Below are 17,529 nucleotides of genomic sequence, written 5' to 3' on the forward strand. Positions count from 1 at the left end.
GGAATCGCACCGGCAGATGGAAAGGCCACGCAATGCGTGGCCATTTACGTTTTCAGCTACGCGCCGACATATAGTCGAACAGGCTCACGATATCCGAACTCGGCGCACTGCCCGCCTTGATACCCACCCAGAGCGTGCGCGTGGACCACGCATCCGCAAGTTTCACTTTGGAAACGCCGATCTTGCCGCGCTCGTCGCTCACCGAATCGCGCGGCAGGATGCCAATGCCCAGCCCCGCTTCGATCATGCGGCACACGCCATCAAAATTCGAAGCCTGAATGCGCAACTTGAGCGAGCGCTCGGCGGCGAACGCTGCGTCGGTCATGCGGGCGAGCAGCGAACTGCCGTCGCTCAGCCCGACATAATCTTCGTCGAGCGTATCCGCAAAACGAATGATGTCCTGCTTTGCAAAGCGATGCCCCTGCGGCACCAGCAACACGAGTTCGTCACGCCGATAAAGACGCCGTTCGACGCCCGGCGCGGGCACGTTGTCCGCGAACACGCCAATATCGGCCTTGCCTGCATTCAGCGCTTCGACGATCTCATGGCTCAGGCGCTCTTCAAGACTGACCTTGATGCCCGGATGCCCGTTGAGAAAGCCGGCGAGATCCACGGGCAGAAACTGCACGATCGCCGAGGTATTGGCCCACATACGCACGTGGCCGCGCACGCCGGCCGCGTAATCGCCCATCTCGCTCGCCATGCGGTTGACCTGATCGACCACGCGCGTGGCATGTTCGAGCAACGCGATGCCGGCGGGCGTGAGTTCCACGCCGCGCGCGCGGCGGATAAAGAGCGCGCAGTCCGTCACGCTCTCCAGTTCCGCAATGCGCTTGCTCACGGCAGAGAGCGTGAGCTGGCCGTGCTCGGCGGCCTTGGTCAGGCTGCCATGCTCCGAAACGAGCAGAAACACGCGCAACGACTGCAGATCGAAATGAAGCGGATTGACCATGATGCAAGGGGAAAGGTTTGCTAACGGAACCGATGGATCAGGTCATTGTGCGGCATCTGGCGCACATGCGAAAGGTGCGTGCCCCAAGCGGGCTTCGATAGGGAGGCAACGGAAGAAGGACTGTGGCAGGCGGGACGAGAGAGGCGGACGCGCGTGGCGCGTCCGTGCACGGGCTCGATCGCCCATGCTTTCGGCAGCCGGACGGCGCCCCCCGTCTCGCTGCGAAAGAGAAAAACAATCCGGGAAAACTTTTTCTCCGATCGGAAACTCTAGATCAGTTCGGAGATTTCGATGAGATTCAGATCGGGATCACGCACATAAACGGAGCGGATCTTCTGCGTCGCGCCCGTGCGCTCAACCGGTCCTTCCACAATGGGCCATTCGCACGCATTCAGATGCGCGATCACCGCATCGAGCGGCACCGCGGCGATAAAGCAGAGATCGAGCGCGCCGGGCACCGGCACATGCGCCTTCGGCTCGAATTCCGCGCCACGCACATGCAGATTGATCTTCTGGTTGCCGAAACGAAACGCGAGACGTCCCGCGCCAAAGGTTTCCAGTTGCATCTGCAACACTTCCGTGTAGAAGTGCTTCGTCGCTTCGGGGTCCACGCAGGTCAGGAGCAGATGGTCGAGATGATCGATCAATGCCATTGATTCACTCCTTATGAGAACGCGCGCTGCTCGGGCATGCCTTGCACGCCGCCAGGCAACGGATGAAGGTCGGTGCGGCGGCCCGCCTTGAGGATCTGGCTCGGCACGTCATGGCCGATCAGCGCAGGCAGGCGCGCCGACGCATCGAGCACGGCGGCAAGATTCACGCCGGTATCGTAGCCGTCCAGTTCGAGCATGTGTACCAGTTCTTCGGTGCAGACGTTGCCCGTGGCGCCCGGCGCGTACGGACAGCCGCCGAGCCCGCCGAGCGACGCATCGAAGCGCACGATGCCCGCTTCGAGCGCGGCCAGCGTATTGGCAAGCGCCATGCCGCGCGTATTGTGAAAATGCAGCGTCAATTCGAGCGCATCGAATTGTGCGCGCGAGCGCTCGCACAGTTCGCGCACCTGACTCGGATAAGCCATACCGGTCGTATCGCAAAGCGTGATGCCATGCACGCCGCGCTCGGCAAAACGCGCCATCCAGTCGAGCACGGTTGCAAGCGGCACATCGCCTTCCATCGGACAGCCCATCGCGGTAGACAGCGAGACGTTGATCGCCACGCCCGTGCCGCGCATTGCGTCGATCACATCGCCGAGTTGTGCAAACGACTGCTCGCGCGTCATGCGCAGATTCGCGCGATTGTGGCTTTCGCTCACGGACATCACGAGATTCACTTCATCCACGTTGCACGAAAGCGCGCGCTCCGCGCCTCGCACATTCGGCACAAGTACCGTATAGACCACGCCCGGCTGGCGCGCGATGCCATGCATGACGGCCTCCGCGTCGCGCAGCGCGGGAATCGCTTTCGGCGAAGTAAACGACGTGACTTCGATCTTCGCGTAGCCGCATGCGCTCAGCGCATCGATCAGTGCGATTTTATCGTCGGTATCGATAAAAGCCGCTTCGTTCTGGAAGCCATCGCGTGTTGCGACTTCGTTCAGATACAGGCGTTTTGACTGCTTCGTCATGGTCTCCTCCCGCGTTCAGATCACACCGCGTGCGCGCCAGGCGTCACGCGTCGCTGCGTCGATGCCGATCGATTCCAGCACCGTATCGGTATGCTCGCCGAGCGTCGGCGCGCTGTGCTCGATCACACCGGGCGTCGCGTTCAGCTTCGGCACGATGCCGGGCACCTGCACCGGCGTGCCGTCGGGCAGGCGGTCTTCGACGATCATCTCGCGGGCGTGGTAGTGCGGATCGGCGGCGATATCCGCCACGTCATAGATACGCCCCGCCGGAATGCGCGCCTCGTTGAGCGCGGCAAGCACATCGTCGAGCGTGCGGCGCGCGCACCAGGCACCGATCGCATCGTCGATGCGCGCGACCTGCGCGACGCGTCCGTCGTTCTGCGCAAGCGCCGGATCGGCGCCCAGATCCGGGCGCTCGATCAACTCCATCAAGCGGCGATAGATACTGTCGCCGTTGCCCGCAATCAGCGCGTATTTGCCGTCGCTGCAACGGTAGGCATTACTCGGCGCGATGCCGGGCAAGCTGCTGCCGGCAGGCTGGCGCACCGCGCCGAACACCGAATACTCCGGCAGCAGACTCTCCATCATGTTGAACACCGATTCATAAAGCGCGACGTCCACCACCTGGCCCTTGCCGCCCTGCTGCTCGCGATGGCGCAAGGCCATCAGGATGCCGATCACACCATGCAGCGCGGAAAGCGAATCGCCGATCGAAATCCCCACGCGCACCGGTGTACGTTCTGGCTCGCCGCTGAGATGGCGCAGACCGCCCATCGCTTCGGCCACGACGCCGAAACCTGGCCGGTCGCGATACGGTCCCGTCTGACCATAGCCCGACACGCGCAGCATGATGAGCCCCGGGTTGATCTCGCTGAGCACGTCCCAGCCCAAACCCCAGCCCTCGAGCGTGCCAGGGCGAAAGTTCTCGATCAGCACGTCTGTTTCCGATACGAGACGACGGATCACATCCTGCCCTTCCGGCGCGCGCAGATCGAGCGTGAGCGATTGCTTGTTGCGCGATTGCGCCGCCCACCACACGGAAGTGCCTTCGTGCAGCAGACGCCATTTGCGCAGCGGGTCCCCGCTGCCCGGCGGCTCGACCTTGATGACGCTCGCGCCGAACTCAGCGAGCATTTTCCCGGCGAACGGGCCCGCGATCAGCTGCCCAAGCTCCAGAACGCGGATACCCGAAAGGGGTCGTGACATGATTGTCTCCAGACTGGTTTTCGAATCTGGACACCATCATGGGCTGGATCGGGCGCTTTGATAATCGATGGTTGCTCAATCGGGGTTGAGCAAATGGAAAGGCTTGCGGTTCGCGAGCGCGCTTCCCGCAATATTCCCGAGATTTTCCCGCGCTTTTCCCGCGCTTTTCCCGATCGGAAACTTTTGTCGATCAAACAGCAAACCTCGTGGATCACGCGGGCCGCACAATGCAGCGTAACTGAAGGGTGACTGCATGGCGCGCCCTTCCGTGCTCCTTCAAGCGCAAAAGTTTTCCCGATTTCCGATCCGCCCATTTTCCCGCTATCGCTCATGACCGACCTGGCTGCGCCACCCCGCGTCGTTTTTCTCGACCGCGCCACTCTTGCGCCGCAAACCCGTTTGCGCGCGTTGCCGTTCGACCATCGCCTGGAAACTTACGATCGCACCTTGCCCGCCGAGGTGGCGCAACGTATCCGCGACGCCGACATCGTCATCACCAACAAGGCGCCGATCACGGCGGACGCGCTCGCACAGGCACCGCGCGTATGCATGATCGCCGTCGCGGCAACCGGCACCGACAATATCGATCTACAGGCCTGCGCCGCGCGTGACATCGTGGTGAGCAATATTCGCGGCTATGCGCGCAACACGGTGCCGGAGCACACCTTCGCGCTGATCTTCGCGCTGCGGCGCAGCCTCGTCGCCTATCGCGAAGCGGTGCGCGCCGGGCGCTGGCTCGAAGCGGGCCAGTTCTGCTTCTTCGATTATCCGATTCGCGATCTGGCAGGGTCGACGCTCGGCATTATCGGCGCGGGCGCGCTCGGGCAAGCAACGGCAGCGATCGGTCGTGCGCTGGGACTGCGCGTGCTGTTCGCGGCACACGGAGACCGCGCCGAAACCACCGAGGATTTCGTGCCGTTCGACACGCTGCTCGCGCAAAGCGACATCATCTCGCTGCACTGTCCGCTCACGCCCGCTACGCGCAACCTGATCGATGCAGCTGCTTTCGCACGCATGGCACGCCGCCCGCTGCTGATCAATACCGCGCGCGGCGGTCTCGTGGACGAAGCCGCGCTGGTCGACGCGCTTCAATCCGGGCAACTATCTGGCGCGGGTTTCGATGTGGTTTCGCAAGAACCGTTGCCTGCGCAACATCCTTTCCAGGCGATACTCGGGCATCCCGGCTTTATTCTCACGCCTCACGTTGCGTGGGCGAGCGACGAAGCGATTCAGGCGCTAGCCGATCAACTGATCGACAATATCGCGGCGTTTTATGCGGGGCAGCCGAGGCATGTCGTCGGACGCAAATAAACGCAACGCCTCAAAAAGCAAAAGGCCCTCGCGGGCCTTTTCATTTCCATCTCATCGCTAGCGAATCACGCGCGATGCATCAACAGCACATTCAAGCCGAAGCCGGATGTGCCGTGTGCCAGTCATCGATAGACTGACGCGCCTTGTGCTCCACCATGCTCACCACCATCAGCACATCGATCTTGAGCTTGGGAAACTCGAGGTCCACGACCGGCAACTGGACATCGCGTACTTCGTCTTTCACGCCTTTGATATCTGCGCGGCACAGCCATTGCGTGTCCGTCGCGTCGGCTTTCGTATCGACATTGATCTGAAAGCCCCGGTATTCGATCGACATTTAACTCTCCGCCATCTGACAAAACGTAAGCATCACGCGTTGCTGCACTGCAACGCCACCCACGAATATAGCACTGCTGGGTAAATCGTTCAGTACAGCGGGCCAGTGTGCATCAGACAGCGTCAAACGGGCGTGCTCAGAAACCCGCAGCGAGGCCGTCGCGCCGTGTATCGCTGGCCGCCACATAACCGCGTTCGGGATCATCGCGATCGAGTTTCCAGATGAATTGACCGGAGCCGAAATCCATATAAGGATCGTCGATACCCTGAATGACGTGGCCGCGCGCTTGCAGCGCCTGAGCGGTATCGGCATCGAAAGTCGATTCGATATCCAGCGTGAAATCTCGATTCACTTTCCAGCGCGGCGCATCGCACGCGGCCTGCGGTTGCTGGCCGTAATCGAGCATACGCACCACCGTCTGCAGATGACCTTGTGGCTGCATGTCGCCGCCCATCACGCCGAAACTCATGACCGCTTCATCGCGGCCATTCACCTGCTGCGTGAGGAACGCGGGAATGATCGTATGGAATGGCCGCTTGCCGCCATCGACCACATTCGGCGAAGCCGGGTCCATCGAAAAACCGCAACCGCGATTCTGCATGGCAATGCCGGTGCCCGGCACGACTACGCCCGATCCAAAGCCCATATAGTTGGACTGGATAAAGCTCACCATCATGCCGCGCTCGTCGGCGGCGGAAAGATAGATCGTGCCGCCCGAGCGCGGCATGCCGAAATCGAATTGCGTCGCGCGCTTCGGGTCGATCAGCCTGGCGCGTTCCTTAAGATACGCCTCGTCGAGCATCTGTTCGGGCGTCACTTCCATCGATTTCGGATCGGAAACATAGCGATAAACATCGGCGAACGCGAGTTTCATCGCTTCGATCTGCAGATGCTGCGATTCGATGCCATCGCATGGCAACGCGGCAATATCGAATTGCTCCAGAATGCCGAGCGCAATGAGTGCCGCAATGCCCTGCCCATTAGGCGGGATCTCATGCACGCGATAGCCGCGATAACCCTTTGAAATAGGCTCGACCCACTCTGCGCGATAGTTGCGCAGATCGTCGAGCGTGAGCGCCCCGCCGCCTTCGCGTGCAAACGCCGCGATGCGCTCGGCGATTTCGCCTTCGTAATACGCACGCGGCCCGGCTTCCGCGAGCCGCCGCAACGTGGCCGCATGGCCTGGCAAACGTACATGCTCGCTGATCTCGGGCGCGCGTCCGCGCGGCATAAATGTGTCTGCAAAACCCGGCTGATTGTGCAATTCGGGCACGGCAGCCTGCCATTTGCGCGCGACGATCGTGGGCACTGCGTAGCCGCGTTCGGCGATCTCAATTGCGGGCGCCATCAGGTCCGCGAACGGCAGCGAACCGAACTTCGCATGCAGCGCTTCCCAGCCTGCGATCACGCCCGGCACCGTGACCGTATCCCAGCCGCGTTTGGGCTGTCTGGCCAAGCCGTTTTCCTCGCCGTATTTGCGGCGGAAGTAGTCGAGATTCCAGGCAGCCGGCGCCGTGCCGGACGCATTCAGGCCATGCAGACGCTCACCGTCCCAGACAAGCGCGAAAGCGTCGCCGCCGAGGCCGCACGACACCGGCTCGACCACCGTGATCGCCACCGCAGCCGCAATCGCCGCGTCTACCGCGTTACCGCCTTTCCAGAGCATGCGCAAACCGGCCTGCGCCGCCAGCGGATGCGAGGTCGAAACGACGTTGCGGGCGAACACCGGCAAGCGCGGCGTCGGATAAGGGTTGTGCCAGTTAAAGCGTGTCATGACGATATCGTTGGAAGTGGTCGAAGCACGGCGAAGCGCCAGCCAGGCGCATCGGTCAGACGGACATGACAATTATCTTGAAGGCTCAAGCAAAAAAACATTAATATTTTGTTTTCGATACTTAAATATTTCTTCCATGCTCTCCCTGCGCATGCTGCGTACCTTGCACGCCGTCGCGCGTAGCGGCTCGTTCGCCCTCGCTGCGGAAAAGACCGCGCTCACGCAGGCCGCCGTGAGTCTGCAGATGCGTGGGCTCGAAGAAGCACTGGGGCGCCAGTTGTTCGACCGGCGCGCCCGTCAGGTGGCGTTCACGCGCGAAGGGCTGGAAATCTGCACGAAGGTCGAACGCATTCTCGATCTGATCGACGAACTGCCTGCCAGTGCGGACGATACGCTGCAAGGCTCGGTGATCGTCGGTGCCGTGGTCTCGGTGATCGGTGCGCTTTCGCTTGCCGTTGCGCACCTCAAGACCGGGCATCCCGAACTGGAAGTGCGCCTGACTTCCGCGCGCTCGGCCGAGCTGGCCGAGATGGTGGAAACGGGTGAAGTCGATGTGGCCGTGGTGGTCGGAAATGCCGACGGCACGTTGCACGAATCGCTCGCATGGACGCCGCTTTATGAAGAGCCGCTCATGCTTGTCACTAGCCGTGCCGTGAAAGGCAACGACACGCGGCGCATTCTGCGCGATCGACACTTTCTGCGTTTCGATCGCCGTGTGCCAACCGGCAACGTGATCGACAACGCCTTGCGCACACTCGGCATGAAACCGCAGGAATACCTCGAACTCAATTCCATCGAAACGATCGTCTCGCTCGTGCGCAACGATGTGGGTGTCAGCGTGCTGCCCGTGCTCCACAACGGCAATTGGCGTGACGATCCGAATCTGAAACTCATTGCCTTGAGCAATCCGCCGTTCATGCGCACGGTTGGCATGATTCACCGTAAAACCAATCGTCGCGCGGTCCTGTTCACTACGCTCGCACAAATGCTGCGCGAATAACGAAGTCATTGTCGCGCGCCAATCGGTCCGCGTTCAGCAAGCCCAACCGGAGCGCAAGCGAAGCGGAGTTAGGCCGCACAGGATTCAAGCGCGCGTGCGCGCATCCTCGTGGAACGGCCAATCGCATTCGCGTAAGCTGATGCCAATCTCCGCGCGGATGCTCCATGCCAAGATCGTCCATGTCATCGATAGTGAAGCGATGTTTGTTCTCCGGCATCGGCACCGGGTCCATGCTGTGCGCGCTCGCGCTCACGGCCTGCCAGCTACCCACGCCAGGTCCGCGTACGGATTCCACTGCCCTGAGCCTCACACAGGCGCGCGCGACGCCGCTGGGCGTGGCGATCGAAAATGCAATCGCTACGCATCCGGGTCTGAGCGGCATCGATCCGCTCGCGAGTCCGCTGGACGCCTTCGCCGCGCGCGTCGATCTCGTCCGCGCCGCACAACGCACGCTCGACGTGCAGTACTACATCTGGCGCAACGATCTCACGGGCACGCTCCTGCTCGAAGCGCTGCGCGAAGCCGCGGACAGAGGCGTGCGTGTGCGTCTGCTACTCGACGATAACGGCATCCCTTCCTCACTCGATGCCACGCTCGCCGCGCTGGATGCCCATCCCAACATTCAGGTACGGCTCTTTAATCCCTTCGCCATACGCAGCCCGAAATCGATCGGATTCCTCTACGATTTTTCACGCCTGAACCGGCGCATGCATAACAAGTCGCTGACCGCCGACAGCATGGCCACCATCCTCGGTGGCCGCAATATCGGCGACGAATACTTCGGCGCGACGGACGGCGTGGTATTCGCCGATCTCGATGTGCTGGCCATTGGCCCTGCTGCCAGCGATGTCGCGCACGATTTCGACCGATACTGGTCAAGCGCTTCGGCATGGCCCGCGCATGAAATCCTGCCCGCGCCGCAGCCAGCTCAACTCGATTCGCTCGATCGCGCCGCGCAAGCCGTTCAGACCAATCCCGCTGCAAAAGCCTTTATTGCAGCGCTGCAAGAGCAGACCGACGTACGCCGCCTGCTGGACGGCACCCTGCCACTCGAATGGGCGCCCACGCGCCTCGTGAGCGACGACCCGGCCAAGGCGAAAGGCAAGGCCGCGCCGGAATCGCTCGTACTCAATCAGTTGCGCGACATCCTCGGCGAACCGAAGCGCGAAATCGATCTGGTCTCGCCGTACTTCGTCCCCGGCGAATTGAGCACGCAATACTTCACGCAACTCGCAGCGAATGGCGTGACGGTGCGCGTGCTCACAAACTCGCTCGAAGCCACCGATGTGCTGCCCGTCCACGCCGGCTACGCGCGCCGTCGTAAAGCCTTGCTCAGCGGCGGTGTGGAATTATTCGAATTGCGCCGCGCGGCCGGCACAAGCGCGAACAAGGAACAGGCGCCCGGCGTATTCGGCAGTTCCGGTTCGAGCCTGCATGCGAAAACGTTCGCGGTAGATGACCGGCGCGTCTTTGTCGGTTCGCTCAATTTCGATCCGCGCTCGGCCAATCTCAACACCGAACTCGGCCTCGTGATCGAAAGCCCGGTGCTTGCGGGCCGCATCGAATCGGCGTTCTGGACCCAGGTTCCGAAGCTTGCCTGGCAGGCAAAACTCGACCCGGACGGTTCGCTCTACTGGACCCGCGAAACCGCAGACGGCACGATGCGTTACGACACCGAACCGAACTCGCGCTGGAGCACACGCCTGGCCGTCTGGTTCTTTTCCATCCTGCCGATCGAGTGGCTGCTGTAGCGCCGCCGCGTACGCACGCACTCATCCACGAATAATCATTTTTTTCCGATTGGAAACCCGGCGCACAATGCACCGGCGCACGACACTGCGCGCGGGTAACTCCCTATTTCGCACGAGTTGTCTATACAACAAGATTTGAGCATCCTTGCGCTCGTCTGCACGGGCGTCACGCCTACTTCCTGTTACCGGAGCCGTTCGTGGCCATTCCTGAATCCCTCGTCAAACTTGAGCCGGAAAGCCGCAAGCTGCTGGAATCCCGTTCAATCGACTACATTCCCGATACGGAACGCCACGGCAGCCTCTTCAGCCAGTTCACGCTCTGGCTTTCCGCCAATCTGCAGGTGACGGCGATCATCACGGGCGCGCTCGCCGTCGTGCTTGGCGGCGACGTGTTCTGGTCGCTTATCGCGCTGTTGATTGGACAACTGATCGGCGGCGCGGTGATGGCGCTGCACGGCGCTCAAGGTCCGCAACTCGGCCTGCCGCAGATGATTTCGAGCCGCGTGCAGTTTGGCGTGTATGGCGCGGCCATTCCTATCGTGCTCGTCTGCCTCATGTATGTGGGCTTTTCAGCGAGCGGCACCGTGCTCGCGGGCCAGGCCACCGCGCAATTGCTGGCTGTTTCCGATACGACCGGCATCTGCCTGTTCGCAGCGCTGATCGTCGTGCTGACGATACTCGGCTATCGTTCGATTCACTTTGTCGGACGCATCGCCAGCGTGATCGGCGTGCTGGCGTTCTGCTATATGTTCGCGCAACTCTTTGCGCATCACGATATTGGCGCGCTGCTCGCCAACCGGCATTTCACCGTGGCGAGCTTCCTGCTTTCGATGTCGCTTTCGGCTTCGTGGCAGATTGCTTTCGGTCCTTATGTTGCAGACTATTCGCGCTATTTGCCGCGCTCGACTTCGCCCGCTAAAACCTTTCTGGCGGTCGGATCAGGGTCGGTGATCGGTGCGCAGTCGGCGATGGTATTCGGCGTGTTCGCCGCTGCGCTCGCCGGGCACGAATTCGCGCACCACGAAGTGGCGTATATCGTGGGGCTTGGCGCAAGCGGCGCGGTCGCGGCCATGCTGTATTTCAGTATCGCTTTCGGCAAGCTCACGGTGACCACGCTCAACGCCTACGGCAGCTTTATGTCGATGGCCACGATCGTTAGCGCGTTTCGTGCGAAACGCGCTATTTCCACGCGTCATCGCCTTATCTATATCGTCGGCATGGTGGGGATTTCGACACTGGTTGCACTCGCCGGACGCCACTCCTTCCTCAAGGAATTCACGGCATTTATTCTGTTCCTGCTGGCTTTCTTCACGCCTTGGAGCGCCATCAATCTCGTCGATTACTATTGCTTTACGCAGTCGCGCTATGACGTGCCCGCGCTCTCCGATCCCCATGGCCGCTACGGCCGCTGGAATGTGAAAGCGATCACGATTTACGTGCTAGGCGTGCTGGTGCAAATGCCCTTTATTTCCACGAGTTTTTATACGGGCCCTTTCGTCGATGCGCTGGGCGGCACCGATATTTCGTGGATTCTCGGCCTGATCGTTCCCGGTGTGATCTATTACGTCACCATGCGCCGCGCGCCGCAAACCATTCCTGAGCGTTTGATTCTGCCAATCGAGCGCGACTGAAAATACGACTGAAAATACAATTCCTGGCACCCAATAAAAAACGGCTCTGGACGATCAATCCAGAGCCGTTTAGCTTTCACGCTTTAATGCTTCACACTACTCAGGACGCAGCATTGAGCGCCTGAATCGCCTCCAGCGCACCGCCCACCATCTTGCGCAGCACGGGCTCGACGCGCTCTGCAAGCGCAGGCGCGTAGTCGAACGGCGCATGCTCATTCATATACGTCGACTGGCACATTTCAAGCTGGATCGCGTGCACGCCCTGTTCCGGCGCGCCGAAATGACGCGTGATATAGCCGCCCTTGAAACGCCCGTTTGCGATCCACGTAAAGTCGCTCGCGGCAGCGGCCTGCTCCGCGCGCGCCTGCACCGATGCGTGCGTCGTGCGCCCTTCCTGCGTACCGATATTCAGATCCGGCAGTTTGTCTTCGAATAGACGCGGCAACACGCTCGCAATCGAATGCGCTTCCCACAACAGCACATTGCCGTGCTGGCTGCGCAGGCGCTCAAGCTCGGCGCGCAGCGTCTGATGATACGGTTGCCAATACGCCTGCACCCGGCGCTCGCGCTCCGCCGCATCGGGCGCACAACCTTCGCGATAAATCGGCTCGCCACGGAACGTTTCCGTCGGGCAGAGCGAGGTGGTCGTCTGCCCCGGATAGAGGCTTTCATCGTTAGGCGGGCGATTCAGGTCGATCACGTAACGCGAGACGCGCGCGCCCAGAATGGTCGCGCCCAGCGACTTCGCAAATGCATAAAGGCGATCGAGATGCCAGTCGGTATCCGCGACGGTCAACGCGACGTCCGTGTATTGCGCGCGCAGCGTCTCGGGAATCGTGGTGCCCAGATGCGGAATCGAAACGAGCAGCGGCGCATCGCCGCGCTCGAGGGTGTAGAGATCGGTCATGAGTCGGTCGGTCCGTTCGTGATGAGGCGCTCAGGCGTCTGCGAGCAGGCGTGCCAGCGTCGCGCGATAGTCGGCATAGAGCCGCGCTTCGTCGCGATGGCGGCGGCCTTCGACAACCTTTTCGCCGCCCGTGTAGACATCTAGCACCGGCGTTTGCCCATGCTCGCAGAACACCACCGAAGAAAGCCAGTTTTGCGGCGTTTTTTCAGCGAGGTCGGGATGCTGCGCGTCGAGCACGATCCAGTCAGCGCGCGCGCCCGCTTCGAGCGCCCCCACCTTGCGGCCGGTCGTCCGTGCGCCGCCTGTGAGCGCCGCGCTGTACAGGCGGTCTGCCACGCTGGTCTGTTGCGGCGACGCCAGCACATTGCGCTCGCGGCGCACGAGGCGCTGCCCGTATTCGAGCAGACGCAATTCCGCGCGCCAGTCCACGCCGATATGACTATCCGAACCCACGCCAAACACGCCATTCGCGCCGAGATAGTCGTGCGTCGGGAAGATGCCGTCGCCCAGATTGGCTTCGGTGGTCAGACACAAACCCGCCACCGCGCCGCTGCGTGCGAGCGCCTGCGTTTCGCGATCGTCGACATGCGTTGCGTGCACGAGGCACCAGCGCGCATTCACATCGAAGCGATCGAGCAGCCATTGCACCGGACGCGCGCCTTCGGTTTCGATGCAGGCCTCGACTTCGGCGGTTTGTTCGGCGATATGAATATGCACCGGCGCATCCGGCGAAATCGCATCGAGCCCAGCCAGCAGCGATCGCAATGACGCTTCCGAAACGGCGCGCAGCGAATGCGGCGCAACGCCATAGCGCAGTGCGCCATGCTCGGGCCGCGCGCCGCGCAACGCTTCCACGATGCCCAGCAATTGCTCGGGCGTGTTGATGAAGCGGCGCTGATCCTCGCGCGGCGCACGCGCGCCAAAACCGCTGTATTGATAGAGCACTGGCAGCATCGTCATGCCCACGCCGGTTTCGCGCGCCGCATCGACCACGCGTTGCGCGAGTTCCGCCGGATTCACATAACGCTGCCCATCCTGCGCGTGATGCACATAATGGAATTCGCAAACCGACGTATAACCGGCCTTCAGCATTTCCACATAGAGCCAGCGCGCGACGGCGCCCAGATCGTCGGGCGTGATGCGCGCGGCGAAGCGATACATCAGATCGCGCCAGCTCCAGAAACTATCGGTGGGATTCGCGCGGTATTCGGTGAGCCCGGCCATCGCACGCTGGAACGCATGCGAATGAAGATTAGGCATCCCAGGTATAACCGGACCCGATGCCTTCGCGACACCATCGGGCGCTGCATCGAGACCGGACTGCACGCGCAGCAGCGTGCCCGCTGCATCCCATTCGAGCAGCACATTGCGTTGCCAGCCTTGCGGCAGCCAGGCCTGTGCCGCGAACAGCGAGCGCGAAGCATCATTCATAGTCGTGGCGTGATTCATGCGGTGAGAGGACGATCGAAAACGGTCTTGCCGCCGCGCACGACACGCGTACACAACGGACGGCCGATCCAGTAAGCGAGTTCAGCAAGCGATTGCACTTGCCACACCGCGAAATCGGCGGGACGGTTCACGGCCAGCGTGCCGTGGCGTGCGGCGTCGCCGAATGCGCGCGCGGCGTGCTGCGTCACGCCTTGCAGCACTTCGGGCACGGTCATGCGGAACAGCGTCGTCGCCATATTCATCATGAGCAGCAGCGAAGTGGCCGGCGAGGTGCCCGGATTGCTGTCGGTCGAAATCGCGATGGGCACGTCGTAGCGGCGCAGCAATTCGAGCGGCGGCAACTGCGTTTCGCGGATGAAGTAATACGCGCCCGGCAGCAGCACCGCCACGCTGCCCGCTTCCTTCATCGCGGCCACGCCCGCTTCGTCGAGAAACTCGAGGTGGTCGGAAGACAGCGCGCCGTATCGCGCGGCCAATGCCGCGCCGCCGCTATTCGACAATTGCTCCGCGTGCATCTTGACCGGCAGATTGCGGCGCGCAGCGGCTTCGAACACGCGCTCGCTTTGCGCAAGCGAAAAGCCGATGCGCTCGCAGAACACATCGACGGCATCGACCAGACCTTCGTCCGCCAGCGCGGGCAACATACGCTCGCAGACTTCGTCGATATAGGCATCGGCGCGACCCGCGTATTCGGGCGGCAACGCGTGCGCGCCGAGAAAGGTCGTGCGCACCGTGACCGGATAGCGTTCGCCCAGCTGACGCGCGACGCGCAGCATCTTGCGCTCCGCGTCGAGTTCGAGGCCGTAGCCCGATTTGATTTCGACAGCCGTGACGCCTTCGGCCAGCAAAGGCTCCAGGCGCGCCGCCGATTGCGCAAACAGCGACGCTTCGCTCGCCGCGCGCGTGGCGCGCACGGTCGAGACGATGCCGCCGCCATTGCGCGCGATTTCTTCGTAGCTCACGCCAGCGAGGCGCTGCGCGAATTCATCGGCGCGCTGGCCGCCATAGACAAGATGCGTATGACAATCGACGAGACCCGGCGTGACCCACGCGCCTTGCAGGTCTTTGCGCGGCCACGGCGCGAAAGCCGCCGGTAACGCCGCTGCCGCGCCCATCCAGACGATGGTGCCGTTTTCCACGGCAATCGCGGCATGCTCGATGGTGTCGCGCGGGTCGCCCTGCGCGCACAGATTCAGGTTGTGCCAGACAGTCTGGTTCATGGCTTGATGGACTCCAGTGCGATGGCGAGCAAGGCGCCCTCGCCTTCCGTCTCGATGCGTGCGTGACGCACGGCATCCGTGGTGTCTGTGGTGTCCGTGGTATCGATACGCAGCGTATCGCCTGCGCCCAGCGCAACGCGTTCTGCGCCGCTCACACGAACATTCAAGGCACCGCTTGCGCAGTAGAGCAGCACTGTTTCGCCGCTGACCTCACGCGTGACACTATCACGCCAGATTTCGAAGGTTGCGCGCGCAACCTCACGGCGCACCATCAGATTGAGATCGCGCGTAGGACCGTCGATCAGGCGCGCCGAAATGGGCGCTTCGCCGTCGAAACGCGCCACATCCAGCGCGTTGGCAAGCGTGTGCGTACGCGCCTGCTCGCCCGTTTCGTCGAGCACCATGCCCGCGCCTTCCAGCAGCACGAGCGTGCGCGCCACGCCGTCGAAACGCGAAAACGGCCCGGCCTGGGCCACGTCCGCGACGCTCACGCGCCACGCGAACGCTTCAGGCGAGCCGCTCAAAGCGATTTCGCGCGTGACGCCGCCGCCATTCTTCCACGGCGACGCCACCAGATCCGCGCCGCGCAGCAGCGTAAGCCGCGCGGCGGATTCAAGCGGGGCAGCTTGCATGGCAGGCGTATGAATCATCGGCCCAGCATCGGCAGCTTGAGGCCCGCTTCGCGAGCGGTCTGCTGCGCGAGTTCGTAGCCGGCATCGGCGTGACGCATCACGCCCGTGGCCGGGTCGTTGTGCAGCACGCGGCCCAGACGCTCATGCGCAGCCTGCGTGCCGTCGGCGACGATCACCACGCCCGAGTGCTGCGAGAAGCCCATGCCCACGCCGCCGCCGTGATGCAGCGACACCCACGATGCCCCGCCCGCCGTGTTGAGCAGCGCGTTGAGCAACGGCCAGTCGCTCACGGCATCCGAACCGTCTTTCATCGATTCCGTTTCGCGGTTCGGGCTCGCGACCGAACCCGTATCCAGGTGATCGCGGCCGATCACGATCGGCGCCTTCAGTTCGCCGTTCTTGACCATTTCGTTGAACGCCTGACCCAGACGATAGCGATCCTTCACGCCCACCCAGCAGATACGCGCGGGCAGGCCCTGGAACGCGATGCGCTCGCGCGCCATGTCGAGCCAGTTATGCAGATGCGGATCATCGGGAATCAGTTCCTTGACCTTGGCGTCGGTCTTGTAGATGTCTTCGGGATCGCCCGAAAGCGCGACCCAGCGGAACGGACCCTTGCCTTCGCAGAACAGCGGGCGGATATACGCCGGCACGAAGCCCGGGAAATCGAAGGCGTTTTCCACGCCCATTTCCAGCGCCATCTGGCGGATATTGTTGCCGTAATCGAGCGTGGCCGCGCCGCGTTCCTGCAGCGTGAGCATGGCCTGCACCTGATGCGCCATCGACTGCTTCGCCACCTTGACGATGCTGTCCGGCGCAACCTTCTGCGCCTCGCGCCATTGCTCGACGCTCCAGCCTTGCGGCAGATAACCGTTGATCGGATCGTGCGCGCTGGTCTGGTCGGTCACGCAGTCCGGCGTGATGCCGCGCGCCACGCATTCGGCGAACACATCGGCTGCATTGCCGAGCAGACCGACCGAAACCGGCTTGCCCGTCTGCTTCGCTTCTTCGACGATGGCGAGCGCTTCATCGAGCGTCTTCGCCTTGCGGTCCACATAACGCGTCTTCAGACGGAAGTCGATGCGCGTCTCGTCGCATTCCACCGCGATCATCGAGAAACCCGCCATCGTTGCGGCCAGCGGCTGCGCGCCGCCCATGCCGCCCAGACCGCCCGTGAGAATCCAGCGGCCCTTGGGATTGCCGTTGAAATGCTGGTTGGCCACCGAGTAGAACGTTTCGTAGGTGCCCTGAACAATGCCCTGCGAGCCGATATAGATCCAGCTGCCCGCCGTCATCTGGCCGTACATCATGAGGCCCTTGCGGTCGAGTTCGTGGAAGTGCTCCCACGTGGCCCAGTGCGGCACGAGATTCGAATTCGCCAGCAGCACGCGCGGCGCATCCGCATGCGTGCGGAACACGCCCACCGGCTTGCCCGACTGGATCAGCAGCGTCTCATCCTCGTTCAGATCCTTCAGCGACGCCAGAATCTGGTCGAAGCATTCCCAGTTGCGCGCGGCGCGGCCGATGCCGCCATAAACCACCAGCGCGTGCGGATGCTCGGCCACTTCCGGGTCCAGATTGTTCTGGAGCATGCGGTACGCGGCTTCGGCCAGCCAGGTCTTGCAGACCTTCTCGCTGCCGCGCGGCGCGCGGATCGTGCGGGACGGGTCGAGGCGGGGATCGGTGAAGTTCGGATGGTTCATGGCGTTCGTTCGTCTCGGGATGGAAGTTCGGG

Annotated in this window: 16 protein-coding genes; 4 read left to right on the top strand and 12 right to left on the bottom strand. The window is 62.5% G+C overall.

What is annotated here, in order from left to right; genetic code table 11:
- Positions 1–52: 52 nt before the first annotated feature.
- From U5A67_RS06505 to U5A67_RS06525, 5 genes are all read right to left on the bottom strand, one after another.
- Positions 53–952 (bottom strand): LysR family transcriptional regulator, encoded by a 900-nt coding sequence (locus tag U5A67_RS06505; protein WP_205982817.1) that lies wholly within the window; start codon positions 950–952, stop codon positions 53–55.
- A gap of 269 nt (positions 953–1,221) precedes the next feature.
- Positions 1,222–1,605, bottom strand: coding sequence for a VOC family protein (locus U5A67_RS06510; protein WP_321813440.1), 384 nt, complete (start codon positions 1,603–1,605; stop codon positions 1,222–1,224).
- An 11-nt stretch (positions 1,606–1,616) separates the two neighbouring features.
- A complete protein-coding gene (locus U5A67_RS06515; protein WP_321813441.1) occupies positions 1,617–2,576 on the bottom strand; it encodes a hydroxymethylglutaryl-CoA lyase in 960 nt (319 codons plus the stop codon).
- A gap of 15 nt (positions 2,577–2,591) precedes the next feature.
- Entirely contained in the window at positions 2,592–3,782 is a 1,191-nt protein-coding gene (locus U5A67_RS06520; protein WP_321813442.1) for a CoA transferase, read from the bottom strand.
- A 75-nt stretch (positions 3,783–3,857) separates the two neighbouring features.
- Entirely contained in the window at positions 3,858–4,037 is a 180-nt protein-coding gene (locus U5A67_RS06525; protein ID WP_321813443.1) for a hypothetical protein, read from the bottom strand.
- A 75-nt stretch (positions 4,038–4,112) separates the two neighbouring features.
- On the opposite strand from U5A67_RS06525, the gene U5A67_RS06530 reads away from it, so the two are divergent.
- Positions 4,113–5,093 carry a D-2-hydroxyacid dehydrogenase gene (locus tag U5A67_RS06530; RefSeq protein ID WP_321813444.1) on the top strand — a complete coding sequence of 327 codons (981 nt, stop codon included), beginning with the start codon at positions 4,113–4,115 and terminating at the stop codon, positions 5,091–5,093.
- Positions 5,094–5,184: 91 nt separating this feature from the next.
- Here U5A67_RS06530 and U5A67_RS06535 read toward each other — a convergent pair whose 3' ends face one another.
- Together U5A67_RS06535 and U5A67_RS06540 are read right to left on the bottom strand one after the other, a co-directional pair.
- Positions 5,185–5,430: a hypothetical protein gene (locus U5A67_RS06535; RefSeq protein WP_205982823.1), complete on the bottom strand. Its 246-nt coding sequence runs from the start codon at positions 5,428–5,430 to the stop codon at positions 5,185–5,187.
- Positions 5,431–5,566: 136 nt separating this feature from the next.
- A complete protein-coding gene (locus U5A67_RS06540) occupies positions 5,567–7,204 on the bottom strand; it encodes a gamma-glutamyltransferase family protein (RefSeq protein ID WP_321813445.1) in 1,638 nt (545 codons plus the stop codon).
- A gap of 136 nt (positions 7,205–7,340) precedes the next feature.
- Here U5A67_RS06540 and U5A67_RS06545 point away from each other — a divergent pair, with 136 nt between their 5' ends.
- The 3 genes from U5A67_RS06545 to U5A67_RS06555 all read left to right on the top strand — a co-directional run bounded on the left by U5A67_RS06545 (position 7,341) and on the right by U5A67_RS06555 (position 11,586).
- Entirely contained in the window at positions 7,341–8,204 is an 864-nt protein-coding gene (locus U5A67_RS06545; RefSeq protein WP_321813446.1) for a LysR substrate-binding domain-containing protein, read from the top strand.
- Positions 8,205–8,383: 179 nt separating this feature from the next.
- Positions 8,384–9,955: a phospholipase D family protein gene (locus U5A67_RS06550; protein WP_321813447.1), complete on the top strand. Its 1,572-nt coding sequence runs from the start codon at positions 8,384–8,386 to the stop codon at positions 9,953–9,955.
- A gap of 245 nt (positions 9,956–10,200) precedes the next feature.
- Complete coding sequence (locus U5A67_RS06555; RefSeq protein WP_321813673.1) at positions 10,201–11,586, top strand: cytosine permease; 1,386 nt, start codon at positions 10,201–10,203, stop codon at positions 11,584–11,586.
- 100 nt (positions 11,587–11,686) lie between these two features.
- Here U5A67_RS06555 and hutG read toward each other — a convergent pair whose 3' ends face one another.
- From hutG to hutU, 5 genes are read right to left on the bottom strand one after another with little or no spacing between them, the layout of a single operon-like run.
- Positions 11,687–12,493, bottom strand: a complete 807-nt coding sequence (hutG, locus tag U5A67_RS06560) for an N-formylglutamate deformylase (protein ID WP_321813448.1) — start codon at positions 12,491–12,493, stop codon at positions 11,687–11,689.
- Positions 12,494–12,523: 30 nt separating this feature from the next.
- Complete coding sequence (locus tag U5A67_RS06565; RefSeq protein WP_321813449.1) at positions 12,524–13,924, bottom strand: formimidoylglutamate deiminase; 1,401 nt, start codon at positions 13,922–13,924, stop codon at positions 12,524–12,526.
- A gap of 14 nt (positions 13,925–13,938) precedes the next feature.
- Positions 13,939–15,162: an imidazolonepropionase gene (hutI, locus tag U5A67_RS06570; protein ID WP_321813450.1), complete on the bottom strand. Its 1,224-nt coding sequence runs from the start codon at positions 15,160–15,162 to the stop codon at positions 13,939–13,941.
- Entirely contained in the window at positions 15,159–15,812 is a 654-nt protein-coding gene (locus U5A67_RS06575; RefSeq protein WP_321813451.1) for a HutD family protein, read from the bottom strand. Before U5A67_RS06575 ends, hutI begins: the two co-directional genes overlap by 4 nt.
- Positions 15,809–17,497, bottom strand: coding sequence for a urocanate hydratase (gene hutU / locus U5A67_RS06580; protein WP_205982829.1), 1,689 nt, complete (start codon positions 17,495–17,497; stop codon positions 15,809–15,811). The genes U5A67_RS06575 and hutU overlap by 4 nt, the downstream gene beginning before the upstream one ends.
- Positions 17,498–17,529: the final 32 nt, after the last annotated feature.

The sequence above is a fragment of the Paraburkholderia sp. J69-1 genome (assembly GCF_905220255.1).
Taxonomy (GTDB): Bacteria; Pseudomonadota; Gammaproteobacteria; order Burkholderiales; family Burkholderiaceae; genus Paraburkholderia.

What these genes read in the sequence shown, in the direction of transcription:
- hutI (WP_321813450.1), bottom strand. Translation starts at nt 15,162, where the DNA reads ATGAACCAGACTGTCTGGCACAACCTGAATCTGTGCGCGCAGGGCGAC.
- U5A67_RS06565 (WP_321813449.1), bottom strand. Translation starts at nt 13,924, where the DNA reads ATGAATGATGCTTCGCGCTCGCTGTTCGCGGCACAGGCCTGGCTGCCG.
- U5A67_RS06550 (WP_321813447.1), top strand. Translation starts at nt 8,384, where the DNA reads ATGTCATCGATAGTGAAGCGATGTTTGTTCTCCGGCATCGGCACCGGG.
- U5A67_RS06515 (WP_321813441.1), bottom strand. Translation starts at nt 2,576, where the DNA reads ATGACGAAGCAGTCAAAACGCCTGTATCTGAACGAAGTCGCAACACGC.
- hutG (WP_321813448.1), bottom strand. Translation starts at nt 12,493, where the DNA reads ATGACCGATCTCTACACCCTCGAGCGCGGCGATGCGCCGCTGCTCGTT.
- U5A67_RS06530 (WP_321813444.1), top strand. Translation starts at nt 4,113, where the DNA reads ATGACCGACCTGGCTGCGCCACCCCGCGTCGTTTTTCTCGACCGCGCC.
- U5A67_RS06520 (WP_321813442.1), bottom strand. Translation starts at nt 3,782, where the DNA reads ATGTCACGACCCCTTTCGGGTATCCGCGTTCTGGAGCTTGGGCAGCTG.
- U5A67_RS06575 (WP_321813451.1), bottom strand. Translation starts at nt 15,812, where the DNA reads ATGATTCATACGCCTGCCATGCAAGCTGCCCCGCTTGAATCCGCCGCG.
- U5A67_RS06540 (WP_321813445.1), bottom strand. Translation starts at nt 7,204, where the DNA reads ATGACACGCTTTAACTGGCACAACCCTTATCCGACGCCGCGCTTGCCG.
- hutU (WP_205982829.1), bottom strand. Translation starts at nt 17,497, where the DNA reads ATGAACCATCCGAACTTCACCGATCCCCGCCTCGACCCGTCCCGCACG.
- U5A67_RS06525 (WP_321813443.1), bottom strand. Translation starts at nt 4,037, where the DNA reads ATGCAGTCACCCTTCAGTTACGCTGCATTGTGCGGCCCGCGTGATCCA.
- U5A67_RS06510 (WP_321813440.1), bottom strand. Translation starts at nt 1,605, where the DNA reads ATGGCATTGATCGATCATCTCGACCATCTGCTCCTGACCTGCGTGGAC.
- U5A67_RS06505 (WP_205982817.1), bottom strand. Translation starts at nt 952, where the DNA reads ATGGTCAATCCGCTTCATTTCGATCTGCAGTCGTTGCGCGTGTTTCTG.
- U5A67_RS06545 (WP_321813446.1), top strand. Translation starts at nt 7,341, where the DNA reads ATGCTCTCCCTGCGCATGCTGCGTACCTTGCACGCCGTCGCGCGTAGC.
- U5A67_RS06535 (WP_205982823.1), bottom strand. Translation starts at nt 5,430, where the DNA reads ATGTCGATCGAATACCGGGGCTTTCAGATCAATGTCGATACGAAAGCC.